16 protein-coding genes and 1 tRNA gene are annotated in these 18,509 nt (G+C 53.7%); 4 read left to right on the top strand and 13 right to left on the bottom strand.

The features are described from left to right. Positions 1–91: 91 nt before the first annotated feature. The 3 genes from C1N64_RS16325 to C1N64_RS16315 all read right to left on the bottom strand — a co-directional run bounded on the left by C1N64_RS16325 (position 92) and on the right by C1N64_RS16315 (position 2,243). Positions 92–168: transfer RNA gene (locus C1N64_RS16325), tRNA-Pro, on the bottom strand. Positions 169–241: 73 nt separating this feature from the next. Beyond that, positions 242–1,996, bottom strand: a complete 1,755-nt coding sequence (gene yejM / locus C1N64_RS16320; RefSeq protein WP_375096440.1) for an LPS biosynthesis-modulating metalloenzyme YejM — start codon at positions 1,994–1,996, stop codon at positions 242–244. Between the two features lie 22 nt (positions 1,997–2,018). After that, positions 2,019–2,243 carry a YejL family protein gene (locus C1N64_RS16315; RefSeq protein WP_006119976.1) on the bottom strand — a complete coding sequence of 75 codons (225 nt, stop codon included), beginning with the start codon at positions 2,241–2,243 and terminating at the stop codon, positions 2,019–2,021. 159 nt (positions 2,244–2,402) lie between these two features. On the opposite strand from C1N64_RS16315, the gene yejK reads away from it, so the two are divergent. Further along, entirely contained in the window at positions 2,403–3,407 is a 1,005-nt protein-coding gene (gene yejK, locus C1N64_RS16310; protein WP_033740589.1) for a nucleoid-associated protein YejK, read from the top strand. 92 nt (positions 3,408–3,499) lie between these two features. Here yejK and rplY read toward each other — a convergent pair whose 3' ends face one another. Together rplY and C1N64_RS16300 are read right to left on the bottom strand one after the other, a co-directional pair. Beyond that, a complete protein-coding gene (gene rplY / locus C1N64_RS16305; RefSeq protein WP_006119974.1) occupies positions 3,500–3,784 on the bottom strand; it encodes a 50S ribosomal protein L25 in 285 nt (94 codons plus the stop codon). Between the two features lie 131 nt (positions 3,785–3,915). Then, positions 3,916–5,670: a DEAD/DEAH box helicase gene (locus tag C1N64_RS16300; RefSeq protein WP_205950537.1), complete on the bottom strand. Its 1,755-nt coding sequence runs from the start codon at positions 5,668–5,670 to the stop codon at positions 3,916–3,918. 155 nt (positions 5,671–5,825) lie between these two features. On the opposite strand from C1N64_RS16300, the gene rsuA reads away from it, so the two are divergent. The 3 genes from rsuA to C1N64_RS16285 all read left to right on the top strand — a co-directional run bounded on the left by rsuA (position 5,826) and on the right by C1N64_RS16285 (position 8,327). Beyond that, positions 5,826–6,545, top strand: a complete 720-nt coding sequence (gene rsuA, locus C1N64_RS16295) for a 16S rRNA pseudouridine(516) synthase RsuA (RefSeq protein WP_033740587.1) — start codon at positions 5,826–5,828, stop codon at positions 6,543–6,545. A gap of 11 nt (positions 6,546–6,556) precedes the next feature. Beyond that, positions 6,557–7,753 carry a Bcr/CflA family multidrug efflux MFS transporter gene (locus tag C1N64_RS16290; protein ID WP_006119971.1) on the top strand — a complete coding sequence of 399 codons (1,197 nt, stop codon included), beginning with the start codon at positions 6,557–6,559 and terminating at the stop codon, positions 7,751–7,753. Positions 7,754–8,006: 253 nt separating this feature from the next. Next, positions 8,007–8,327, top strand: a complete 321-nt coding sequence (locus C1N64_RS16285) for a YejG family protein (RefSeq protein WP_033740957.1) — start codon at positions 8,007–8,009, stop codon at positions 8,325–8,327. Here the strand turns inward: C1N64_RS16285 and yejF are convergent. The 8 genes from yejF to C1N64_RS16245 form a co-directional block, all read right to left on the bottom strand. Then, positions 8,314–9,918, bottom strand: coding sequence for a microcin C ABC transporter ATP-binding protein YejF (yejF, locus tag C1N64_RS16280; RefSeq protein ID WP_205956646.1), 1,605 nt, complete (start codon positions 9,916–9,918; stop codon positions 8,314–8,316). The genes C1N64_RS16285 and yejF overlap by 14 nt on opposite strands. Next, on the bottom strand, positions 9,919–10,941 hold the full coding sequence (locus C1N64_RS16275; protein WP_033740584.1) for an ABC transporter permease: 1,023 nt from the start codon (positions 10,939–10,941) through the stop codon (positions 9,919–9,921). Then, positions 10,941–12,035 carry a microcin C ABC transporter permease YejB gene (locus C1N64_RS16270; RefSeq protein ID WP_205958641.1) on the bottom strand — a complete coding sequence of 365 codons (1,095 nt, stop codon included), beginning with the start codon at positions 12,033–12,035 and terminating at the stop codon, positions 10,941–10,943. Before C1N64_RS16270 ends, C1N64_RS16275 begins: the two co-directional genes overlap by 1 nt. 9 nt (positions 12,036–12,044) lie before the next feature. Then, positions 12,045–13,853, bottom strand: a complete 1,809-nt coding sequence (locus C1N64_RS16265; protein ID WP_263757812.1) for an extracellular solute-binding protein — start codon at positions 13,851–13,853, stop codon at positions 12,045–12,047. Positions 13,854–13,894: 41 nt separating this feature from the next. Next, positions 13,895–15,472, bottom strand: coding sequence for a cyclic di-GMP phosphodiesterase (locus C1N64_RS16260; protein WP_033740578.1), 1,578 nt, complete (start codon positions 15,470–15,472; stop codon positions 13,895–13,897). A gap of 208 nt (positions 15,473–15,680) precedes the next feature. Then, positions 15,681–16,247 carry a bifunctional murein DD-endopeptidase/murein LD-carboxypeptidase gene (gene mepS / locus C1N64_RS16255; protein ID WP_006119961.1) on the bottom strand — a complete coding sequence of 189 codons (567 nt, stop codon included), beginning with the start codon at positions 16,245–16,247 and terminating at the stop codon, positions 15,681–15,683. Positions 16,248–16,756: 509 nt separating this feature from the next. Next, positions 16,757–17,464 carry a phosphatase PAP2 family protein gene (locus C1N64_RS16250; protein ID WP_006119960.1) on the bottom strand — a complete coding sequence of 236 codons (708 nt, stop codon included), beginning with the start codon at positions 17,462–17,464 and terminating at the stop codon, positions 16,757–16,759. Between the two features lie 42 nt (positions 17,465–17,506). After that, a complete protein-coding gene (locus C1N64_RS16245) occupies positions 17,507–18,484 on the bottom strand; it encodes a CobW family GTP-binding protein (RefSeq protein WP_394514963.1) in 978 nt (325 codons plus the stop codon). Between the last annotated feature and the right edge of the window lie 25 nt (positions 18,485–18,509).

Raw genomic sequence — 18,509 nt, 5'->3', positions numbered from 1 at the left:
CGAGTTTTACCATCATTTTACCATTGTTTTACCATTGCAAATCGCAGGCAATAAAAAAGCAGCCGTAAAAGGCTGCTTTTTAAGGGTAATTTGGTCGGCACGAGAGGATTTGAACCTCCGACCCCTGACACCCCATGACAGTGCGCTACCAGGCTGCGCTACGTGCCGAACTTTGGAGAGCTAGTCTACTGATTATCAGCACGAATGCAAGCGTTCCAACGCCTAACTGCCTTATTATTAATCAGTTAGCGATAAAACGCTTCTCTTCTGTGAGCACCTGCAACAACAGCGCCAGCTCGGGTTTATGATCCTTCAACGTATTGCCGTCTGCGTCGTAGGCGCGATAGCTACCGTTATTGTTGAGCACCAGCGTGACTTTCGGCGTGGTGATGACCAGCTTATTGTCTTCGCTACTGGTCACCCAGTCATGACGGCGCTGTGCCGCAAACAGATCTTCACCCTGCGCATAATTCACCGGATTCGTTCGCACATGCAGCAAGCGCTGCATCAGCGTCACCATCACGTCCTGATGATCGGAAAGGCGCGCCACCGTCTGTGCGGGCGTGTCCGGCCAGTGAATCACCAGCGGCACCTGCAGGTTTTGGCGATTTCCCTCGTTATCCGGATCGCCCTCCAGCGCGATACCGTGCTGTGCAGTAATCACGACCACGGTGTTTTTCAGCAAATCACGCTGCTGTAGCGTAGTGAGGATCGCCTGAATCTGTTCATTTAGTGCCGGTGCCTGGCGCAGATAGCTGCGCTGGCGGGTTTTGTCATTGTTGCCGCTGATATCCGGTCCGTTCAGGGCCAGCCAGGAGAACCATGGCGTGCCGTCAACTTTTTGCGTGCTCAGCCAGTTTTGCCATTGCGATACGGTGCTGGCATTGGGCTGATCGCCGCTGGCAGGCAGCGAGTAATCTGACAACAGCGCCTGACGGTACAACGGCTGGTTGAAGCCGTCAGAAGAGAACAAACCAAACTGATAGCCCTGCGTACTCAGCGCCGTCAGCAGGGCAGAAGGCGTACGTTGCGCCAGCACGCCGTTCATATAACTGGGTGAAATACCGTAGAACAGGCCAAACAGCCCCCTTTCAGCGTTATCCCCTGCGCTGAAGTGCTGCGTGAAACGCACGTTCTGACGGGCAAACGCGCCTAGCGCGGGCAGCGCCGTGTCGGTGTTGGCGCTGTTCAGGCCATCCACCGTGATCACTAACAGGTTATCGCGCGTACCTTTATCCGCAAAGGTGATATCGCTCAGCGGATACTGCACGGCCGCCGCTTCGGGATCGCCTTGCTGTACCAGGCGGCGTTGATATTCCTGCGCATCCAGTAAGCCGTGGCGCTCCAGGAAACGTCGCGCGGTCATCGGGTAGGAGAGCGGCAGATTGGCGCGTTGCATAGTAATAGGGCGGTAGAAGTTGGCGTCCGCCCAGATATACATCAGGTGGCTGGCAAAGAAGGCGCAGATAAACAGGGCCGCCAGCGGTTTGCCAAAAGAGCGGCGGTTCAGGCTACGTAGCTTCTGCCAGCTCCAGGTGGCAAACAAAATTTCCACCAGAAAAATCAGCGGCACGCCGATAAACATCAACTGCCAGTCGCGCGCCATCTCACTTTGATCAGGATTGATCACCAGTTCCCATACCACCGGATTAAGGTGAAGATGGAAACGGTTAAATACCGCGCTGTCGACCATCAGCAGTGTCAGCCCTGCCGTGGCCACCACCGACGACAGGACCCGCATCAGACGTTGCGACATAACGACGAACGTCAGCGGAAAAATAATCAGTAAATAGGCGGCAAAGACAATAAAGCTGAAGTGGCCAATCCAACTGCTGTACGCATAGATACGTCCCGCCAGGGAGGCAGGCCAGTCGGCAACCAACAAATAGCGGCTACCCAAAATGAGCGCGAAAAAGATATTAAACAGAGCAAACCAGTGTCCCCAGCTAATCATCTGGGAGACTTTTTCGCGGTAGCGCTGTCGGTTGGTTACCATAGTTTTACGTCAGACCGGCAAATTAATGAGTACTGTCGTCTACCGACGCCTGTAGCGCATCAGCAAAAGAACGAGCCAGAGCGCGGCGTTGCGCAGGCGCAACATCGCTGTTAATCAGGTTGGTTACCATGTTCCCCAGAACCATCAGGGAGAGATCGGTGGGAGCCTGGTCTTTTTGCAAAACCTGCGCCATTTCCGCGAGGAGTTGTTCAACGCGTTGGTCGCTGTAACGGGATGATTGTGGCATAGCGAAAACTTATCTCGTCTCAAAAGGCGATATAGTACCGGAACAACGCACTTTTTTCCGCAAATTTATCGAAAGCATCCGGTCTGCGTTATGCAGAGAGTTGAAAGCTGCTGCTGGCGGTGTTTGAATACGCGCCTGTGCTACCAGGAGGAGTTTACCATGAGTCTGGATATCGACCAGATTGCCTTGCATCAGTTAATTAAACGTGATGAAAATCAGCTAGAGCTGGTGTTGCGTGATTCGTTACTGCCGGCCACCAGCACGGTCGAAGCAATGGCGGAAGAGTTGCACCGTGTTTACAGTGCGAAGAGTAAAGCTTACGGGCTGTTTAATGCGGAAAGCGAACTGGCCGAGGCGCTGCGTAACTGCCGCAAAGGACATGATGATTTCCTCGCCTTCAGCCGGGCGGCGACCGGACGCCTGCGTGATGAACTGGCAAAATATCCCTTTGCAGAAGGCGGCGTGGTGCTGTTTATTCAGTATCGTTACCTGGCGGTAGAGTATTTACTGGTGGCGGTATTGAACAGCCAGTCCAGTATGCGCGTCAACGAACAAATGGATATCAGTAGCACACACTATCTGGATATCAATCATGCGGATATCGTGGCACGTATCGATCTCACCGAATGGGAAACCAATCCGGAATCCACCCGTTACCTGACTTTTTTGCGCGGCCGGGTCGGGCGCAAAGTGGCCGATTTCTTTATGGATTTCCTGGGCGCGGAAGTCGGCCTGGATACCAAAGCACAAAACCGTGGCCTGTTACAGGCGGTAGATGATTACTGTGACGAGTCGAATCTGGATAAAAATGAGCGGCAAAATTATCGCCAGCAGGTTTACAGCTACTGTAATGAGCAACTTCAGGCAGGCGAAGAGATTGCGCTGAAGGCGCTGTCTGGCGAACTGCCACCGCTGGGGGATAAAACGTTTGAAGCCTTTACCCAGGAGCAGGGCTATGAACTGGAAGAACATTTCCCGGCCGACCGCAGCACCTTACGTCAGTTAACCAAATTTGCCGGGAGCGGCGGGGGGCTGACGCTAAATTTTGATGCCATGCTGCTTGGCGAGCGCATTTTCTGGGACCCGGTGACGGATACCCTGACCATCAAGGGCACGCCGCCCAACCTGCGCGAACAGCTACAGCGCCGTACCAGCAGTAAATAATGGCGAGCCGGACACGGCGTTCCGGCTGACCGCAGACAAAATAAAAGGGCCGGTTTCGCAACCGGCCCTTCTACTTTCAACTCACCCGGCGATTAAGCGCGAACGAAGTCGATGTGGTGCAGTTTTGGCTTGAACGGGTGACGCTGAACAGCCTGCACTTTAACTTTGGTTTCTTTACCATCAACAACCAGCGTCAGAACTTCTTCGTAGAAGCCTGGCTTCGCTTGCAGGTTCATTACCTGGTCGTGGTCAAGGTCGATAGAAACAGCCGCTTCTGAACCACCATAGATGATGGCCGGGAAACGGTTTGCTGCGCGCAGGCGGCGGCTCGCACCCTTACCCTGCTCTTTACGTTCTACTGCATTGATAGTGAACATTAATACGTCTCTTTATAATTTCTGCTACAGGCGACCCAGTAACAGAAGGGTTATTCAACACCGCTGATGCACATGCAAAAGCGGGCGGCATTATAGCCGTAATCCCCCACCGGGGCAAACGTTAATACGACCTAGCGGAGTTCATTGGCCCGGCGGAAACGGCCCTGATAGTCAAACAGCTTCTCGCGAATCTGCCAGAAGCGGCCTTTGGCGCGCGCCACAACAAAATCGGGATGACGCAGCAGCGGCTGTAAGGCCAGCACATCGGCGGCGGTTTGCCAGCCCAGCGGCACGCCGGGTGCGCGCTGGTGCGGGCGCATAAAGAGCTGTTCGAAGGCCTTGCGCTGTGCAGGGGTTTGCAGGCGAAAGCGCTCGCTGACGCTGGTGCCGTCTTCATCGAAGTAGGTAGCGTTGAGCCATTCGCCTTTTTCATCGCGGCCCTGTTCCAGGGTCATGCCACCGCAGCGCAGAACCCGGGCATCTTTCAGTTTCAGGGCGGCTTTGAGCATATCGTCAGGATCGACCAGAATCTTGTCGCATTCGCGGCAGCGACGCGCGGCAATGTCGTTCTCTGCGTTGCACTCCGGGCAGTTTTTAAAGCGGAAACGGTAGTCGCACTGTTCACGCTCGCCCTCGTCGTCCTCTAAAACGCCCTGGCATCGCCGGCCGAAGTGCTCAATCACCATGCCATCGCTTGTGGCTTTGCCCCAGAAGGTGTTGGCGAAACCGCAGGCAGGGCAAAACACCTGCACGGGCTGATTGTCGCTTTTCCCTTTTGGCGTCCCCACTTCGGGCGTAAACAAATCGTGGGGATTACCGGCATAGTCCAGAATCAGGCAGTCCTTCTTGCCGGGAGACAAGCGCAGACCACGCCCCACAATCTGTTGATACAGGCTGACCGATTCCGTGGGACGCAGGATGGCAATCAGGTCCACATGCGGCGCATCGAAGCCGGTCGTTAACACGGCGACGTTCACCAGAAATTTAAGCTGCTGGGCTTTAAAGGCGGCGATCAGGGCATCGCGGTCTTTGGCATGGGTTTCCGCCGAGACCAGCGCGCTGTTTTCCGGCAGCAGGCTCAGAATTTCCCGTGCGTGTTCGACCGTGGAAGCAAAAATCATCACGCCCTGGCGATCGTCGGCAAATTCCACAACCTGACGAATGATCTGTGGGGTAATACGCTGCTGCTGTTTAAGTTCCCGGTTCAGATCGGCTTCGCTAAACAGGCCATTCGCCTGCGCGGTCAGGCGGCTGAAATCATACTGCACGACCGGCATATCCAGCCGTTCAGGGGGCACCAGAAACTGGTGCTTAATCATATAGCGCAGGGGCAGTTCATAAATGCAGTCGCGGAACAGGGCTTTTTCGTCGCCACGCACCATTCCGTGATAATGAAAACGGTAGATCCAGCCCTTGCCCAGACGGAACGGTGTGGCCGTTAAGCCCAGTAAACGCAGGTTAGGATTATGCTGACGCAGATGCGTAAAAATCTGTTGATACTGGCTCTCTTTGTCGTCACCAATGCGGTGACACTCATCCACGATCACCAGCGAAAAGGCGCTGTCAAACAGGCTGAGGTTTCGCGCAACGGACTGCACGCTGCCAAACACGACTTTTCGCTGACTCTCTTTACGCTGTAAGCCTGCCGCAAAGATATCAGCCTCCAGGCCGTAAGCCTGATATTTGCTGTGATTTTGCGCCACCAGCTCTTTGACATGCGCCAGCACCAGCACCCGGCCGCGGGCCAGGCGTGCCAGTTCCGCGATCACCAGGCTTTTTCCTGCCCCGGTGGGCAGCACTATCACTGCAGGTTCATGATGACGACGGAAGTGGGCGACGGTGGCATCCACCGCTTCCTGTTGATAGGGACGTAAAGTAAAAGACATGCTGCTCACTTTTGGAAAACCTGCTGCAATTATGCCACGAATCGTCTATAAACGCGCTGTCAGAGAGACGCCGTTCAGGCTATACTTCCCAGACTTTTTCAACGGTTAATAACGCCGTTTTAGTTTCCCTCCGCAGTAACAGGCAAAACACATTCATGCGACTCGACAAATTCATTTCTCAGCAACTGGAAATCAGCCGTGCTATCGCCGGACGCGAAATCCGTGGTCAACGTGTCACCGTTAATGGTGAGGTGGTGCGCGATACCGCGTTCAAACTCCAGCCCGATCACGAGGTCGAGTATGACGGCAACGTGCTTCAGATGCAGACCGGGCCGCGCTATTTCATGCTGAATAAACCGCAGGGCTATGTCTGCTCCACGGACGATCCCGATCATCCTACCATCGTCTATTTCATCGAAGAACCGATGGCATTCAAACTGCACGCCGCAGGCCGGTTGGATATTGATACGACCGGATTAGTGCTGCTGACGGACGACGGACAGTGGTCGCACCGTATCACTTCACCGCGTCACCATTGTGAGAAAACCTACCGTGTGACGCTTGAAGCGCCGGTAAGCGACGATACCGCTGCGCAGTTCAGCGCAGGCGTACAACTGCATAACGAAAAGAGCCTGACCAAACCCGCACAGCTTGAGATCATCACACCGACGGAAGTCCTGCTGACGATCAGCGAAGGGCGCTATCACCAGGTCAAACGCATGTTCGCCGCCGTGGGGAATCGGGTGGTGGAGTTACACCGTGAGCGCATTGGCGCCATCGTCCTGGACGAGGACCTGGAACCGGGAGAATACCGCCCGTTAACAGAAGAAGAGATAGCCAGCATTGGCTTGCCTGACGAACTGAAACAGAAATAGCGAGAAAGCCGGTGCGCAAGGAAAAAAATTCGCCAATGGGGTTGGTGATCATTCTCGGCCTGTTAGCGATGTTGATGCCATTGTCGATAGATATGTATCTGCCTGCCATGCCACAAATTGCGCGTCAGTTTGCGGTATCCGCAGGCAGCGTACAGATGACGCTCAATCTTTATATTCTGGGGTTTGCCATTGGGCAGTTGATCTACGGTCCGCTGGCCGACAGCTATGGTCGCAAACCGGTGATAACGCTGGGCACCCTGATATTTGCCTGTGCGGCGGCAGCCTGCGCGCTTTCTCAGTCAATAGAACAGCTTATCGCGATGCGTTTTTTGCACGGCCTGTCCGCTGCGGCTGCCAGTGTCGTGATTAATGCCCTGATGCGCGACAGCTACTCGAAAGAGGAGTTTTCGCGCATGATGTCCTTCGTGATGTTAATCACCACCATTGCGCCACTGCTGGCCCCCATTATCGGTGGCTGGCTGCTGTTGCTCTGGAGCTGGCACGCCATTTTCTGGACACTCTCGATAGCCGCGCTGATTACCACCGTTCTGGTCGCGACCCAGATTCGGGAAACGCTGAAGCCTGCGCAGCGCCAGCGTTTTCATCTGCGCACGACGCTAGGGAATTTTGTGGCTTTATTTCGCCATAAACGGGCGTTCAGCTATATGTTGTCGAGCGGGTTCTCCTTTGCGGGACTGTTTACCTTTCTCAATGCGGGCCCGTTTGTTTACATCGAGCTCAATCATATTTCGCCGCAAAGCTTTGGCTATTATTTTGGCCTGAATATCGTGTTTTTGTTCATCATGACCCTGATTAACAGCCGCGCGGTGCGCCGTTTTGGCCCTGTCACCCTGTTCCGTTTTGGGTTACTGGTGCAGTTTGCGATGGGCATCTGGTTGCTGGTGGTCAGCGCGTTTGATCTGGGGTTCTTGCCGCTGGTCTTCGGTATCGCCATGTTTATCGGCTGTGTGTCCATGGTGTCATCAAATGCCATGGCGGTAATTCTGGATGAATTTCCGCACATGGCCGGTACGGCGTCTTCACTGGCGGGCACGCTACGTTTCGGCGTAGGCGCACTGGCCGGTGCGCTGCTCTCCCTGTTCAGCTTTAACAGTGCCTGGCCTATGGTGGGCACCATTGCGCTCTGTGCAACGCTCTCCGTTGCGCTCTTTCTCTACGCGTCACGTCCGCATTCTGCCGCCCGCTAAGCAGGCGGCAGCCTTCGCTGTCGCCTGTCCTGACCTGCAAAGACAATAATGTTTCTTATTTGTGAAAAAAAATAGCAAATAAAGTAATCACATTGGGTCTAAAATGATTGTTAGTTATCATTAAACGCGGTACATATAGCCCAAAATGAGATTCAACTCGCAATTTGGCTGATAACGCGCATGACAGGTTCGGCGCGCGATGCTGATACCGTTGGTGGTGAATTGGCTGCATTCTCTGGAGATACTGATCACTATGTTGCAACTTTCGGTGGTGCATCGTTTACCCCAGCGGTTTCGCTGGTTGAGCGATCGTCATAGCGTGATTGAGACTGACGATACGGATTCAGAAGAGCACGATGTTATCGCGCTTCGTCTGATAAGCCATGATGGCGTGCCCGCCTGGGAGATTTTGCATGAACTGAAAGACATGCTGACCGCCATTCAGGTCGATGGCAAAATTGCCGAGTGCGAAGGGCAACCCTGTCTTTTTATCCGCCGTTGTGATGAAAGCGCCACTAACTGCTGTCTGAAAAACCAGGGCGTTGCGATTGCGGAGACCTTTATTGGTCGCTGAGCGCCACTGACCTGAGCAGCTCGCGAGTATAGGCTTGCTGTGGGGCGGCGAATAACGTTTCACAGTCACCTTGTTCCACCACCTCTCCCTGTCGCAGGACGATCAGCTGATGGCAGAGCGAGCGAACCACTTCCAGATCGTGGCTGATAAACACATAGCTGAGCTGACGTTGCTGTTGCAGCCCACGCAGCAGATCCAGAATCTGTTTTTGGACCGAGCGATCCAGCGATGATGTGGGTTCATCCAGCAACAGCAGTTCAGGCTCCAGAATCAGTGCGCGTGCAATAGCGATTCGCTGCCGCTGTCCGCCCGAAAACTCTGCCGGATAACGATGGCGGCTCTCCGTGTCCAGCCCGACTTCTGCCATCACCGCGATAACCCGCTCTTCCTGCTGTGCCGCACTCAACTGCGGAAAATGCACCGCCAGCCCTTCGGCGATAATTTGCAGGACGGTCATGCGCGGATTAAGCGCAGAGTCAGGATCCTGAAACACTACCTGAATACGGCGGCGAAGCGGCAACAGCTGTTTACGTGACAGTTGATGCAGCGGTTGATGATCAAACCAGACTTCGCCCTGAGCGGCTATCAGTCGCAGCAGGGCCAGCCCGGTGGTGCTTTTCCCCGAACCGGATTCGCCCACCAGCCCCAGGCTTTCCCCGCGTTTAAGGCGAAAACTGATCGAGTTGACGGCAATCTTTTCGCCCGTTTTACGCTTAAACAGCCCCTGATGCAGGGGGAAAGTGACGCGCAAATGCGCCACGTTCAGCATCACAGGAGATTCGGCCGCGAGCGGCACGGCGCGGCCTTCCGGGTTGGCCGCAAGGAGTTGCTGAGTGTAAGCGTGCTCCGGCTGACGAAGCAGAACCGCGCTGCGGTTGTGCTCCACCACCTGACCGGCGCGCATGACGCTCACGTTATCCGCCAGCTGACGAACGATGTTCAGGTTATGCGTAATAAACAGCATCCCCATATTCAGTTCCTGTTGCAGTTCACGCAGCAGGGTAAGGATTTGCGCCTGTACCGTGACATCCAGTGCGGTCGTCGGTTCATCGGCAATCAACAGCTTCGGTTGGGTGAGCAGCGCCATGGCGATCATGACGCGCTGGCGTTCACCGCCGGAGAGCTGGTGCGGAAAATCATTGAGTCGCGAGGCGGGCTGGCGAATACCGACGCGATCCAGACAGCGAATAATCTCTGCCCGTGCCGCTTCCCGCCGCAGCCCGCGATGCAAAGACAGAACTTCGTACAGCTGTTTTTCGATGCTGTGCAGCGGATTGAGAGAAACCATGGGTTCCTGAAAAATCATCGCCATTTGATTGCCACGCAGTCCGCGAAGGCGCTGCTCTGATGCCGTTAACAGGTTCTCACCGGCGAACAGAATCTCTCCCTGCGGATAGACGACGGCGGCCTCATGCAGGAGCCGCATGACTGACAGGGCCGTGACGCTTTTCCCTGAGCCGGATTCGCCTACCAGCGCCAGCGTTTCTCCCGCCTCAACGCACAGTGAAACATCCTTCACGACCTGATGCAGCTGTTTGCCCTGACGAAAGGCGATGGAAAGGTGATTAACGGCAAGCAGTGGCGCGTCCATTCAGACTCCTTTACTGGGATCGAAGGCGTCGCGTACGGCTTCACCAATGAAAATCAGCAGCGACAGCAGTATCGCCAGCGTAAAAAAGCCAGATAAACCCAGCCACGGTGCCTGCAAATTATTTTTTCCCTGCAGCAGCAGTTCACCCAGCGAAGGCGAACCGATGGGCAAGCCAAAACCTAGAAAATCGAGGGACGTCAGCGTGGTAATCGAACCGCACAGAATAAAAGGCAGAAAGGTCAGCGTAGCGACCATCGCATTCGGCAGCATATGCCGCAGCATGATGCGTGTGTCGTTGACGCCCAGCGCCTGCGCCGCGCGAATATAGTCAAAGTTGCGGGTACGCAAAAATTCGGCACGGACCACGCTGACCAGGCTCATCCAGCCAAACAGCACGGTCACCAGCAGCAGCCACCAGAAGCTGGGCTGAACCACGCTCGACAGCAGAATCAGTAAAAACAGCGAAGGCATACCGGACCAGACTTCTGTAAGTCGTTGTCCTATCAGATCTGTTCTGCCGCCAAAGTAGCCCTGTATTGCGCCAATGACGATACCGATGACGCTGGAAAACAGCGTAAGCAGCAGACCGAACAGAAGCGAAATACGCAGACCGTACAGCAACCGCGCCAGCACGTCGCCACCGTTGGCGTCAGTACCCAGCCAGTTTTGTCGCGAGGGAGGTGAAGGGAAAGGCACCTGTGACGCAAAATTGAGGGTATTGGCTCCAAAGCGAATGGGTGCCCAGAGCGCCCAACCCGCTTTTTCCAGCCGCTGTTGCAGCCAGGGATCCTGATAATCGGCTGCCGTCGCAAAGTCGCCGCCGAAGTCAGTTTCGCTGTAGTTAAAAAACAGAGGCGCGTACCAGCGATGCTGATAGTGCACCAGCAGCGGCTTGTCGTTGGCAACCAGCTCGGCACACAGGGAAAGAACGAAGATAAACAGAAAAATCCACAGCGACCAGTAGCCGCGTCGATGATGCCGGAAGCGCTGCCAGCGTTGCTGGTTTAAACGCGAAATCTGCATTATCGCCTCTCAAAATCGATACGAGGATCAACCAGCGTGTAGGTCAAATCACTCAGGATATTCATCAGCAACCCAATCAGGGTGAAAATATACAGGGTACCAAACATCACCGGATAATCCCGCTGGACGGTGGCATCAAATCCCAGCAGACCTAAACCATTCAGCGAGAACATCACCTCAATCAGGACCGAGCTGGTAAAAAACATACTGATAAAGGTGGCGGGGAAGCTGGCTATCACCAGCAGCATCGCATTGCGGAACACGTGGTGGTACAGGATACGGCGCTCGGAAACCCCCTTAGCCCGGGCGGTGACGACGTAATGTTTGCGAATCTCATCAAGAAACGCATTTTTGGTCAGCATGGTTAAAGTAGCAAAACCGCCAATGACCGTAGCCAGCACCGGAAGCGCAATATGCCAGAGATAATCCCCCACCTTGCCGTACCAGGGCAGGGTGGCAAACTGCGGCGAGGTCAGCCCGCGCAGGGGAAACCAGTCGAAATAGCTGCCGCCGGCAAACAGGACTATCAGCATAATACCGAACAGAAAAGCAGGCACCGAGTAGCCAATGATGATGAACGTGCTGCTCCAGATATCAAACGGGCTACCATTCCGCACGGCCTTTTTTATCCCTAACGGAATCGACACCAGATAGATAATCAGTGTGCTCCACAGGCCGAGGCTGATGGATACCGGTAAACTCTCTTTAATCAGTTGCAACACAGACGCACTGCGAAACAGGCTGTCACCAAAGTCAAAGCGCAGGTAGTTCCACAGCATCGAAAGATAGCGCTGCCCGATGGGTTTGTCGAAACCGTAACGCTTTTCAATTTCGGCGATCACTTCCGGGTCCAGACCACGTGCGCCGCGATACTGATTATCGCCAGGCGTTGAGCGATTCAGGCTGGCCCGCGTTCCGCTGCTGTCAGCGCCGCCTGCGCCGGGCAAGCCGCTGGTCTGGCCAAACTGAATGTTCGCCAGCGCCTGATCAACCGGGCCGCCGGGCGCGATCTGCACAATGAAAAAGTTGAGTGTGATAATGGCCCACAAGGTCGGAATGATCAGTAACAGTCTGCGAAAAAAGTACATTGCCACAGGATGTCCTCAGCGTCGGTTAGCGGGCAGGCGGCCGGCTTTACTGACGTCATACCACCAGTTATCCAGTCCCGTACTGTAATCAGGTTTCCTCGCAGGATGGGAAAATTTATTCCAAAAGGCAAGGCGTTGGTCGGCGCTGTACCACATCGGGATCATGTACGCATTCCACAGCAAAATGCGGTCCAGCGCCTGCCCCAGTGGCAGCAAGGCGTCGGCGTCACCCTGATGGTCGACAATCGCTTTAACGAAGTGATCAACGACGGGATCCTGAACCCTGGCGTGGTTCCACGAGGACTGAATATAGTCCGACTGCCAGCTAGCCTGCAGGTTACGTGAGGGCGTTGGCATCGCGAGATACACCGTGCTGACCATATCATAGTCGCCGCTGCGCAGGCGACGCAGATACTGAGAGCTGTCAATCTGACGCAGCGTTAAGGTGATCCCCAGGCGGGAAAGGTTATGCTGGTAGGGAAGGGCCCATTCGCTGTTGGTGCCACCGGGCAACAGCAGCTCTGCCGTAAAGGGTTTTCCGTTCTTATCGTTCACCAGGCGTTGGTTTTTAACATGCCAGCCAGCCTGGTTCAGCAGGGACATGGCTTTAAGCAGGTTCGTGCGATCGTAACCGCTGCCATGGGTTGTCGGGGGTGCCCAGGTGTCGGTAAAGATGTCCGGCGGTAACTGCGCACGGAAAGGGGTGAGTAGCCGTTGCTGTGCGGCATCAGGTTGGCCCTTTGCAGCATAGTTTGTATTCTGGAAATAGCTGCTGGTACGTTTAAAGGCATGATAGAACAGCGTTTTATTCATCCATTCAAAATCAAAGGCCAGCGCCATCGCCTGGCGTACCCGTCGATCCTGAAACAGGGGTTTTTGATTATTGAGCGCCAGCCAGCGCGTATCAATTGACGCGGTATTGGGCATAGATTCTTTCACAATCTGCTGATCGTCAAAGTGACGGCCACGGTACTGCGTTGCCCATTTTTTCGCGGACGTCTCTTCTCGCAGGTCGAAAGCGCCGGCCTTAAACGCCTCAAACGCCACGTTGTCATCCAGGTAATAGTCGTAACGCATGACGTCAAAATTAAAGCGCCCGCGGTTGACCGGCAAATCAGCTGCCCAGTAGTCCTTCACGCGACTGTACTCAATAAACTGGCCCAGCTTCCAGCGGCTGATGCGGTAAGGTCCGCTCGACAGAGGAGGCTGACTGAGCGGTTCGTTAAACTTTTTATTCTGCCAGAAGGTATGCGATATCACCGGCAGCGATAGTAAGCTCAGCATCAAATCTTTGTCGGGTGCCGGTAAAGTAATACGCACCGTCAGACGATTAACCGCCTCCATCGTCACGCCGCGATAATAGAGACGAAACTGGGGCACGCCTTCGGTCATGAATGTGTGAAACGTAAACGCGACATCCTCAGCGGTAATGGCAGAGCCATCGTGAAATCGCGCACGCGGGTTAAGGGTGATCTCCATCCAGCGAAAATCAGCGGGATGACGGGCGGATTCGGCAATCAGCGGATAGTAACTGCCGGGTTCATCATCCGACGTGGTAAATAAGCTGTCATACAGTGTGCCGGTGCCCGCCGCCGGATTGCCGCGCGATGCGTAGCGGTTGAAATTGTCATAGGTGCCGGGCACAGCCTGAACAATTTTGCCGCCCTTCGGCGCGTCAGGGTTCACATAGTCGTAATGATGAAAGTCCACGGCATACTTCGGCGTGCCCAACTGAGCAAACGTGTAACTGACCTGCACCGGGCTGGCGTGCAGCGGGCTGGTCAACCAGCAGCACAGCAGCAAAACAACATAGCGGAACGGCATAAAGAGGGCGGTCTCCTGAACGTTTTGACACCGCAGCGGTGTTACAGGCTGATGGACTGGCTGGTCTGGCGCAGAAAGAACGCCTTGACCTGTTCGGGCGGTAGCGGGCGGCTAAACAGATAGCCCTGCAAATGTGTCACGCCACGGTTGATCAGCCAGCTTGCCTGCTCATCCGTCTCAACGCCTTCCGCCACGCTCATCAAATTCAGTTTCTTTGACAGCTGTAAGACTGTATCCAGTACGGGCGAGGTAATCGTTTCGGTGCCAATACTTTGAACAAACCCACGGTCAATCTTCAGATAATCAAACGCATACTTTTCAAGATAGATTAATGCACTGTGCCCGGTACCGAAATCATCCACCGCAATTTTAATTCCGCGCTGATGAAGCCAGTTAAACAGTGCGGCCGCGTTACTGTTTTCCACCACAGCACGTTCAGTAATCTCAAAAACGTACTGAAAGTGATCGTGCGGCATGCTGTCCTGCCAGTACAGCACATCATCGCGAAAGCTGCAGGCACCCAGATGCAGCGGCGAAATATTCAGACTGATGCAGGTTCCTTTCGGCAGCGTGTGGCGCAGTAGATGTGCATCACGTGCAACCAGCTCAAAAAGGTGCCGGGTCAGGGGAATGATTTGGTTTTGCGCTTCGGCATAACTGATAAAAATGTCGGGTGAGATTGCTTCGCCTGAAGGGTGCGTCCAGCGAAGCAGCGCCTCAATGCCGTACGATTGCCTGTCTGCTGCTGTGATGATGGGCTGATATTCAACATGAAACTCGCCACGTCGAATGCCCATCGTGATTTCTTTACCGGGACGGCGCACCCGGGACAGTAACACCCAGCTCATCCCGCTGACAATTAACGCAAACAACAGGCTAATCAGCATGATCGTTTGGTAGTCGCTCGCCGATAAGGTTGAACCATAAAGTGCAAACTGAAACGGCAATCCGTCCATTGGCGTCTGCATAAGGGGTGAGGGGATCAGGTGATTTCGCACCAGCGTGGGCTGCCAGCTTGTCAGGGCAGTATTATGCGCAAGTAACGCGATACCGGTAATTTCGGGGTGAGATGACGCTTTGAGTTGATAAGGTGACAGGCTGACATTCAGCGTGACAAACAGGCCTGACTGCTGGGTGCCAGGTTGTTTGATCCAGATGGCCAGCGCCGGTTTTGTTGGCTGCATTGGCGTTCCGGGCAGTAAACGAATATCCCGTTCACGTGTAGGATCGGTGCGCGGTGAGAGCGCGCTGAGCGGCTGAAAGAAACTGCCCGTCGCCGAGGAGCAAAAGGCATTACCGTCTTTAACCAGGATAATGGCGCGTATGTCACCCGCAAAGGCTGCACGCGCGGTTAATTCGTGATTAACGATGTAGCATTCAGACTTAACTAAGGGAAGCAGCGGAATGAGTGTATCTGAAATAAGGGCGTTCACGCTGTGCTGAAAATCGGTGCTGCTGTCGATGAGCAACTGCTTGTGTTGTTGCTTGCGATGGTGCTGGGTCTGAATAAGCAAAACAGACGTTAACAACAAGAAAAACAAACTACCAACAATCGCGCTCTTCCACGCGATGCGACGAGGATAAGTTGCCTGGCGTATCAGCGCCCGCGACAATGGCATGAAGTGCTTCCCCTGATCAAAATACAAAACTAAATGATGCACAATCGCACACATTTTCGCGTTTGAGAATATAACGAGTCAGTTAGTAATGTCTCGTTATTATTTTGATAAACAAGTATTTTTTTACGTTGATTCGCTGGATTCAGAAAAAAAAACGCTGCATAGGCAGCGTTCTTTTTTCTCTGGCTGAGAGGACGTTCGTTCTACACTAGCTCGGATTTCGACTTAATACCCGACGTGCTTCGCGATAACGTTTTTTCCAGTAATCTTCATTAAGGCTGGAGATCATCACGCCGTTGCTGGTCGAGGCATGAACAAAGTTGTCGTTGCCAAGATAGATACCAACATGACGGCCGGTGGAACCTGCACGGAAGAGGACTAAGTCACCCGGGCGCAGTCTGCTGCGTGCGATTTCTTTCCCTGTTCCCTGCTGTTCGGAGGTCGAACGAGGAAGATCTAATCCAAATTGTTCACGAAAAGTACGCTGTACGAAAGCGGAACAATCAATGCCGCGTTTAGTATCACCGCCGAGACGGTAACGTACACCTTTCCAGCTCGCGTATTGATCCATGATGCGTGTCTTAACATCGACATTACGCACCATCTCTTCGAACTCATCCTGAGACGCTTGAAGTAAAAAACCATTCTGGTTGTTAACTTCATGATTCTCGATTTTTGCGTTATGGGTACTGCTACAAGCTGAGAGGAGTGTTGCCAGCGCCAGAGCGGGCGCTATCCGCCAGATATATCTCAGTATTGGTTGAGACTTGACCATTATTCGGGTTTTCCTTCGAAGTCCTTACGACAAGATTGTCGCCAGCCAGATGACAAAACGGAATGAGATTAATAAGCCAGCCAGAACAAGACAACGCTTTAATTATAAAAATGTGTAAATCACCACAATTTATCTGTTAAAGAATGCTTAATACCGCGACTTCTTTCTCACTGCGACCGAGATTAACCGATTCCCGAGGCCGTGGCGAGTGCTTTTAATCAAATTCTGATAGGTTTTTTTGATACTTATCAAACTTAAATGACTTGTTCACTTTATCAACAGGAATGCAAGTGTAATAACAGGATGAAAGGGGAAAACAGACGCTAATTCCAGGCATAGTGCGGGTTGCGGGGAGGGCGGCGGCGCGGCTGGCTTTCATCAGACAGGATAAATCCTGTAATATCATCGGCTTCAGCGTGATTTTTTGTTAGCGTGCTAATTGTTACTTTGAGTTTTTTATAAGTAAGGGCGGTTTAAAATTTAATCATTAACCCGCCCTCGCTAATTAATTACCCTTGGGGTTTATTTTTGCCCGGTAATTTGTGATAAAACCAATTAACCAGATAATCACTTGCCGGTGTTAATAACCACCAGCTCAATCCCACCAGAACAACAGAAAGCGAACCTACCGTAATATCCGTAAACCAGTGCGCGCCAGCCATCACGCGCGGCAAAGCGAATAAAACGACAATAACCACGCCGACTAAAAACGGGCGAAAGCCAAAATAACGCCACATAAATGCCGCAAAGATCATCAGCATCATGCCATGATCGCCGGGAAAACTGTCCTTTGACGCATCTTTAGCGGGAATGCCGGTCAGCTCACTGACACGATGCACGCCGTCAAAAAACAGCGTCGGGCTGGCGTGTTTGACCGGCAACAGATGGCCGGCCTGATTCAGAACGACCGCGGTCACAAGCATGGTAATGCCAATGGCCAGCATACGACGTCGACCGGTGGGCGTTTCGCGGTACCACAGCCACAGATAGAGCAAGCCCATTGCCAGCAAGGACACGGCATCAAAGCCGCGAAAATTAGTGATGGCAACCAGCAGGGCAAACGCCGGGTGAGCAACCATCTCATTATTGAAGGCGAAAAAAATCCCTTTATCAATTTCAAACCAAAACCCGTGATGAGGCGGTAAGTACCAAGAAAAAAACAGCATCATCCCCAGTGCATTAAGCAGGAGGATGGTGACAAGACGTGTTGCGTGCATAAATCTGCCCCAGTAAAAAAATAACCGCCGACCATAACCATGTCAGCTTAAACGAATCTTCAACAAGGCGGATTGTAAACTATTCCAGTCGGCAGGTGCGGAATGAATCATCTCAACACGGCTGTCTGGCGGCGTTGTGTCCAGCAATGCATAATGAAAATCCTCCCCCTGACGATTGATACTGACTGAGCCTTCCTTTATTCGCAGGAAGCCTTTGACCCGATCTACAGGGGCAAGCCTCGCCCATTCAAGCAGAGGCTGAGCGTCAAACACCGTTTCATTGTCAAAAAGCCAGCCGCAGGCGACATAACCCTGGCCCTGATTGAGCGCCCGACGCCACGCGCTCTGACCGTCAAGACGCATTGCCGCAATACCACTGCCCGGGGGCGTTGAATGAGAGTGATGTGCAGGATGCGGAATGTCGCGCGGCGCGCCTCGCGGTTTGTCCAGCAAGGCTGGAGGGATACGGCCAAATTCCGTAGCCACAAACGGCCGATCGGCCTGATGCGCTTCCCGCCATTGTGCCAGGCGCTGCTTATCATGGTCACTCCAGCGATCGCGTTTATTGCCAATGATGATGTCGGCGGCGAGGAGTTGATCGCGAAAGTTTTCATTATTGAGGATACGTGGGTCGGCAAGCTGGCGCGCATCCAGCAGCGTCAGCGTCGCCTGAAGCGTGAGCCAGCGCTCATAGGCAGGCGAGGTCAGCATGGTCAGGAGCTGGCGGGGATGGCCGAGTCCAGTGGGTTCGATTAATAAACGGTCGGGTTTAGTCTGCTTTAACAGCCTGTTCAACCCAATCTGCATGGGCAGTCCGTTAACGCAACACATACAGCCGCCGGGAATCTCTTTTAGCGTGGCGCCGCGGTTGGCAAGTAATGCGCCATCAATACCTATCTCACCGAATTCATTGACCAGTACAGCCCAGTTTTCCCCGGCGGGCTTATGCGCTAACAAGTGAAGCAGCGTAGTGGTCTTTCCGCTGCCTAAAAATCCGGTAAGGAGGTTAACACGTGTCATGCCTGAAGCTCCTGCAAAGCATTAT

The sequence above is a fragment of the Pantoea sp. SGAir0215 genome (assembly GCF_043543215.1).
This window is presented reverse-complemented; position numbering and strand designations above follow the sequence as displayed.

Bases quoted from the DNA above. Each gene is read 5' to 3' on its own strand.
- yejM (WP_375096440.1), bottom strand. From the start codon at position 1,996: ATGGTAACCAACCGACAGCGCTACCGCGAAAAAGTCTCCCAGATGATT.
- C1N64_RS16315 (WP_006119976.1), bottom strand. From the start codon at position 2,243: ATGCCACAATCATCCCGTTACAGCGACCAACGCGTTGAACAACTCCTC.
- yejK (WP_033740589.1), top strand. From the start codon at position 2,403: ATGAGTCTGGATATCGACCAGATTGCCTTGCATCAGTTAATTAAACGT.
- rplY (WP_006119974.1), bottom strand. From the start codon at position 3,784: ATGTTCACTATCAATGCAGTAGAACGTAAAGAGCAGGGTAAGGGTGCG.
- C1N64_RS16300 (WP_205950537.1), bottom strand. From the start codon at position 5,670: ATGTCTTTTACTTTACGTCCCTATCAACAGGAAGCGGTGGATGCCACC.
- rsuA (WP_033740587.1), top strand. From the start codon at position 5,826: ATGCGACTCGACAAATTCATTTCTCAGCAACTGGAAATCAGCCGTGCT.
- C1N64_RS16285 (WP_033740957.1), top strand. From the start codon at position 8,007: ATGTTGCAACTTTCGGTGGTGCATCGTTTACCCCAGCGGTTTCGCTGG.
- yejF (WP_205956646.1), bottom strand. From the start codon at position 9,918: ATGGACGCGCCACTGCTTGCCGTTAATCACCTTTCCATCGCCTTTCGT.
- C1N64_RS16275 (WP_033740584.1), bottom strand. From the start codon at position 10,941: ATGCAGATTTCGCGTTTAAACCAGCAACGCTGGCAGCGCTTCCGGCAT.
- C1N64_RS16265 (WP_263757812.1), bottom strand. From the start codon at position 13,853: ATGCCGTTCCGCTATGTTGTTTTGCTGCTGTGCTGCTGGTTGACCAGC.
- C1N64_RS16260 (WP_033740578.1), bottom strand. From the start codon at position 15,472: ATGCCATTGTCGCGGGCGCTGATACGCCAGGCAACTTATCCTCGTCGC.
- mepS (WP_006119961.1), bottom strand. From the start codon at position 16,247: ATGGTCAAGTCTCAACCAATACTGAGATATATCTGGCGGATAGCGCCC.
- C1N64_RS16250 (WP_006119960.1), bottom strand. From the start codon at position 17,464: ATGCACGCAACACGTCTTGTCACCATCCTCCTGCTTAATGCACTGGGG.
- C1N64_RS16245 (WP_394514963.1), bottom strand. From the start codon at position 18,484: ATGACACGTGTTAACCTCCTTACCGGATTTTTAGGCAGCGGAAAGACC.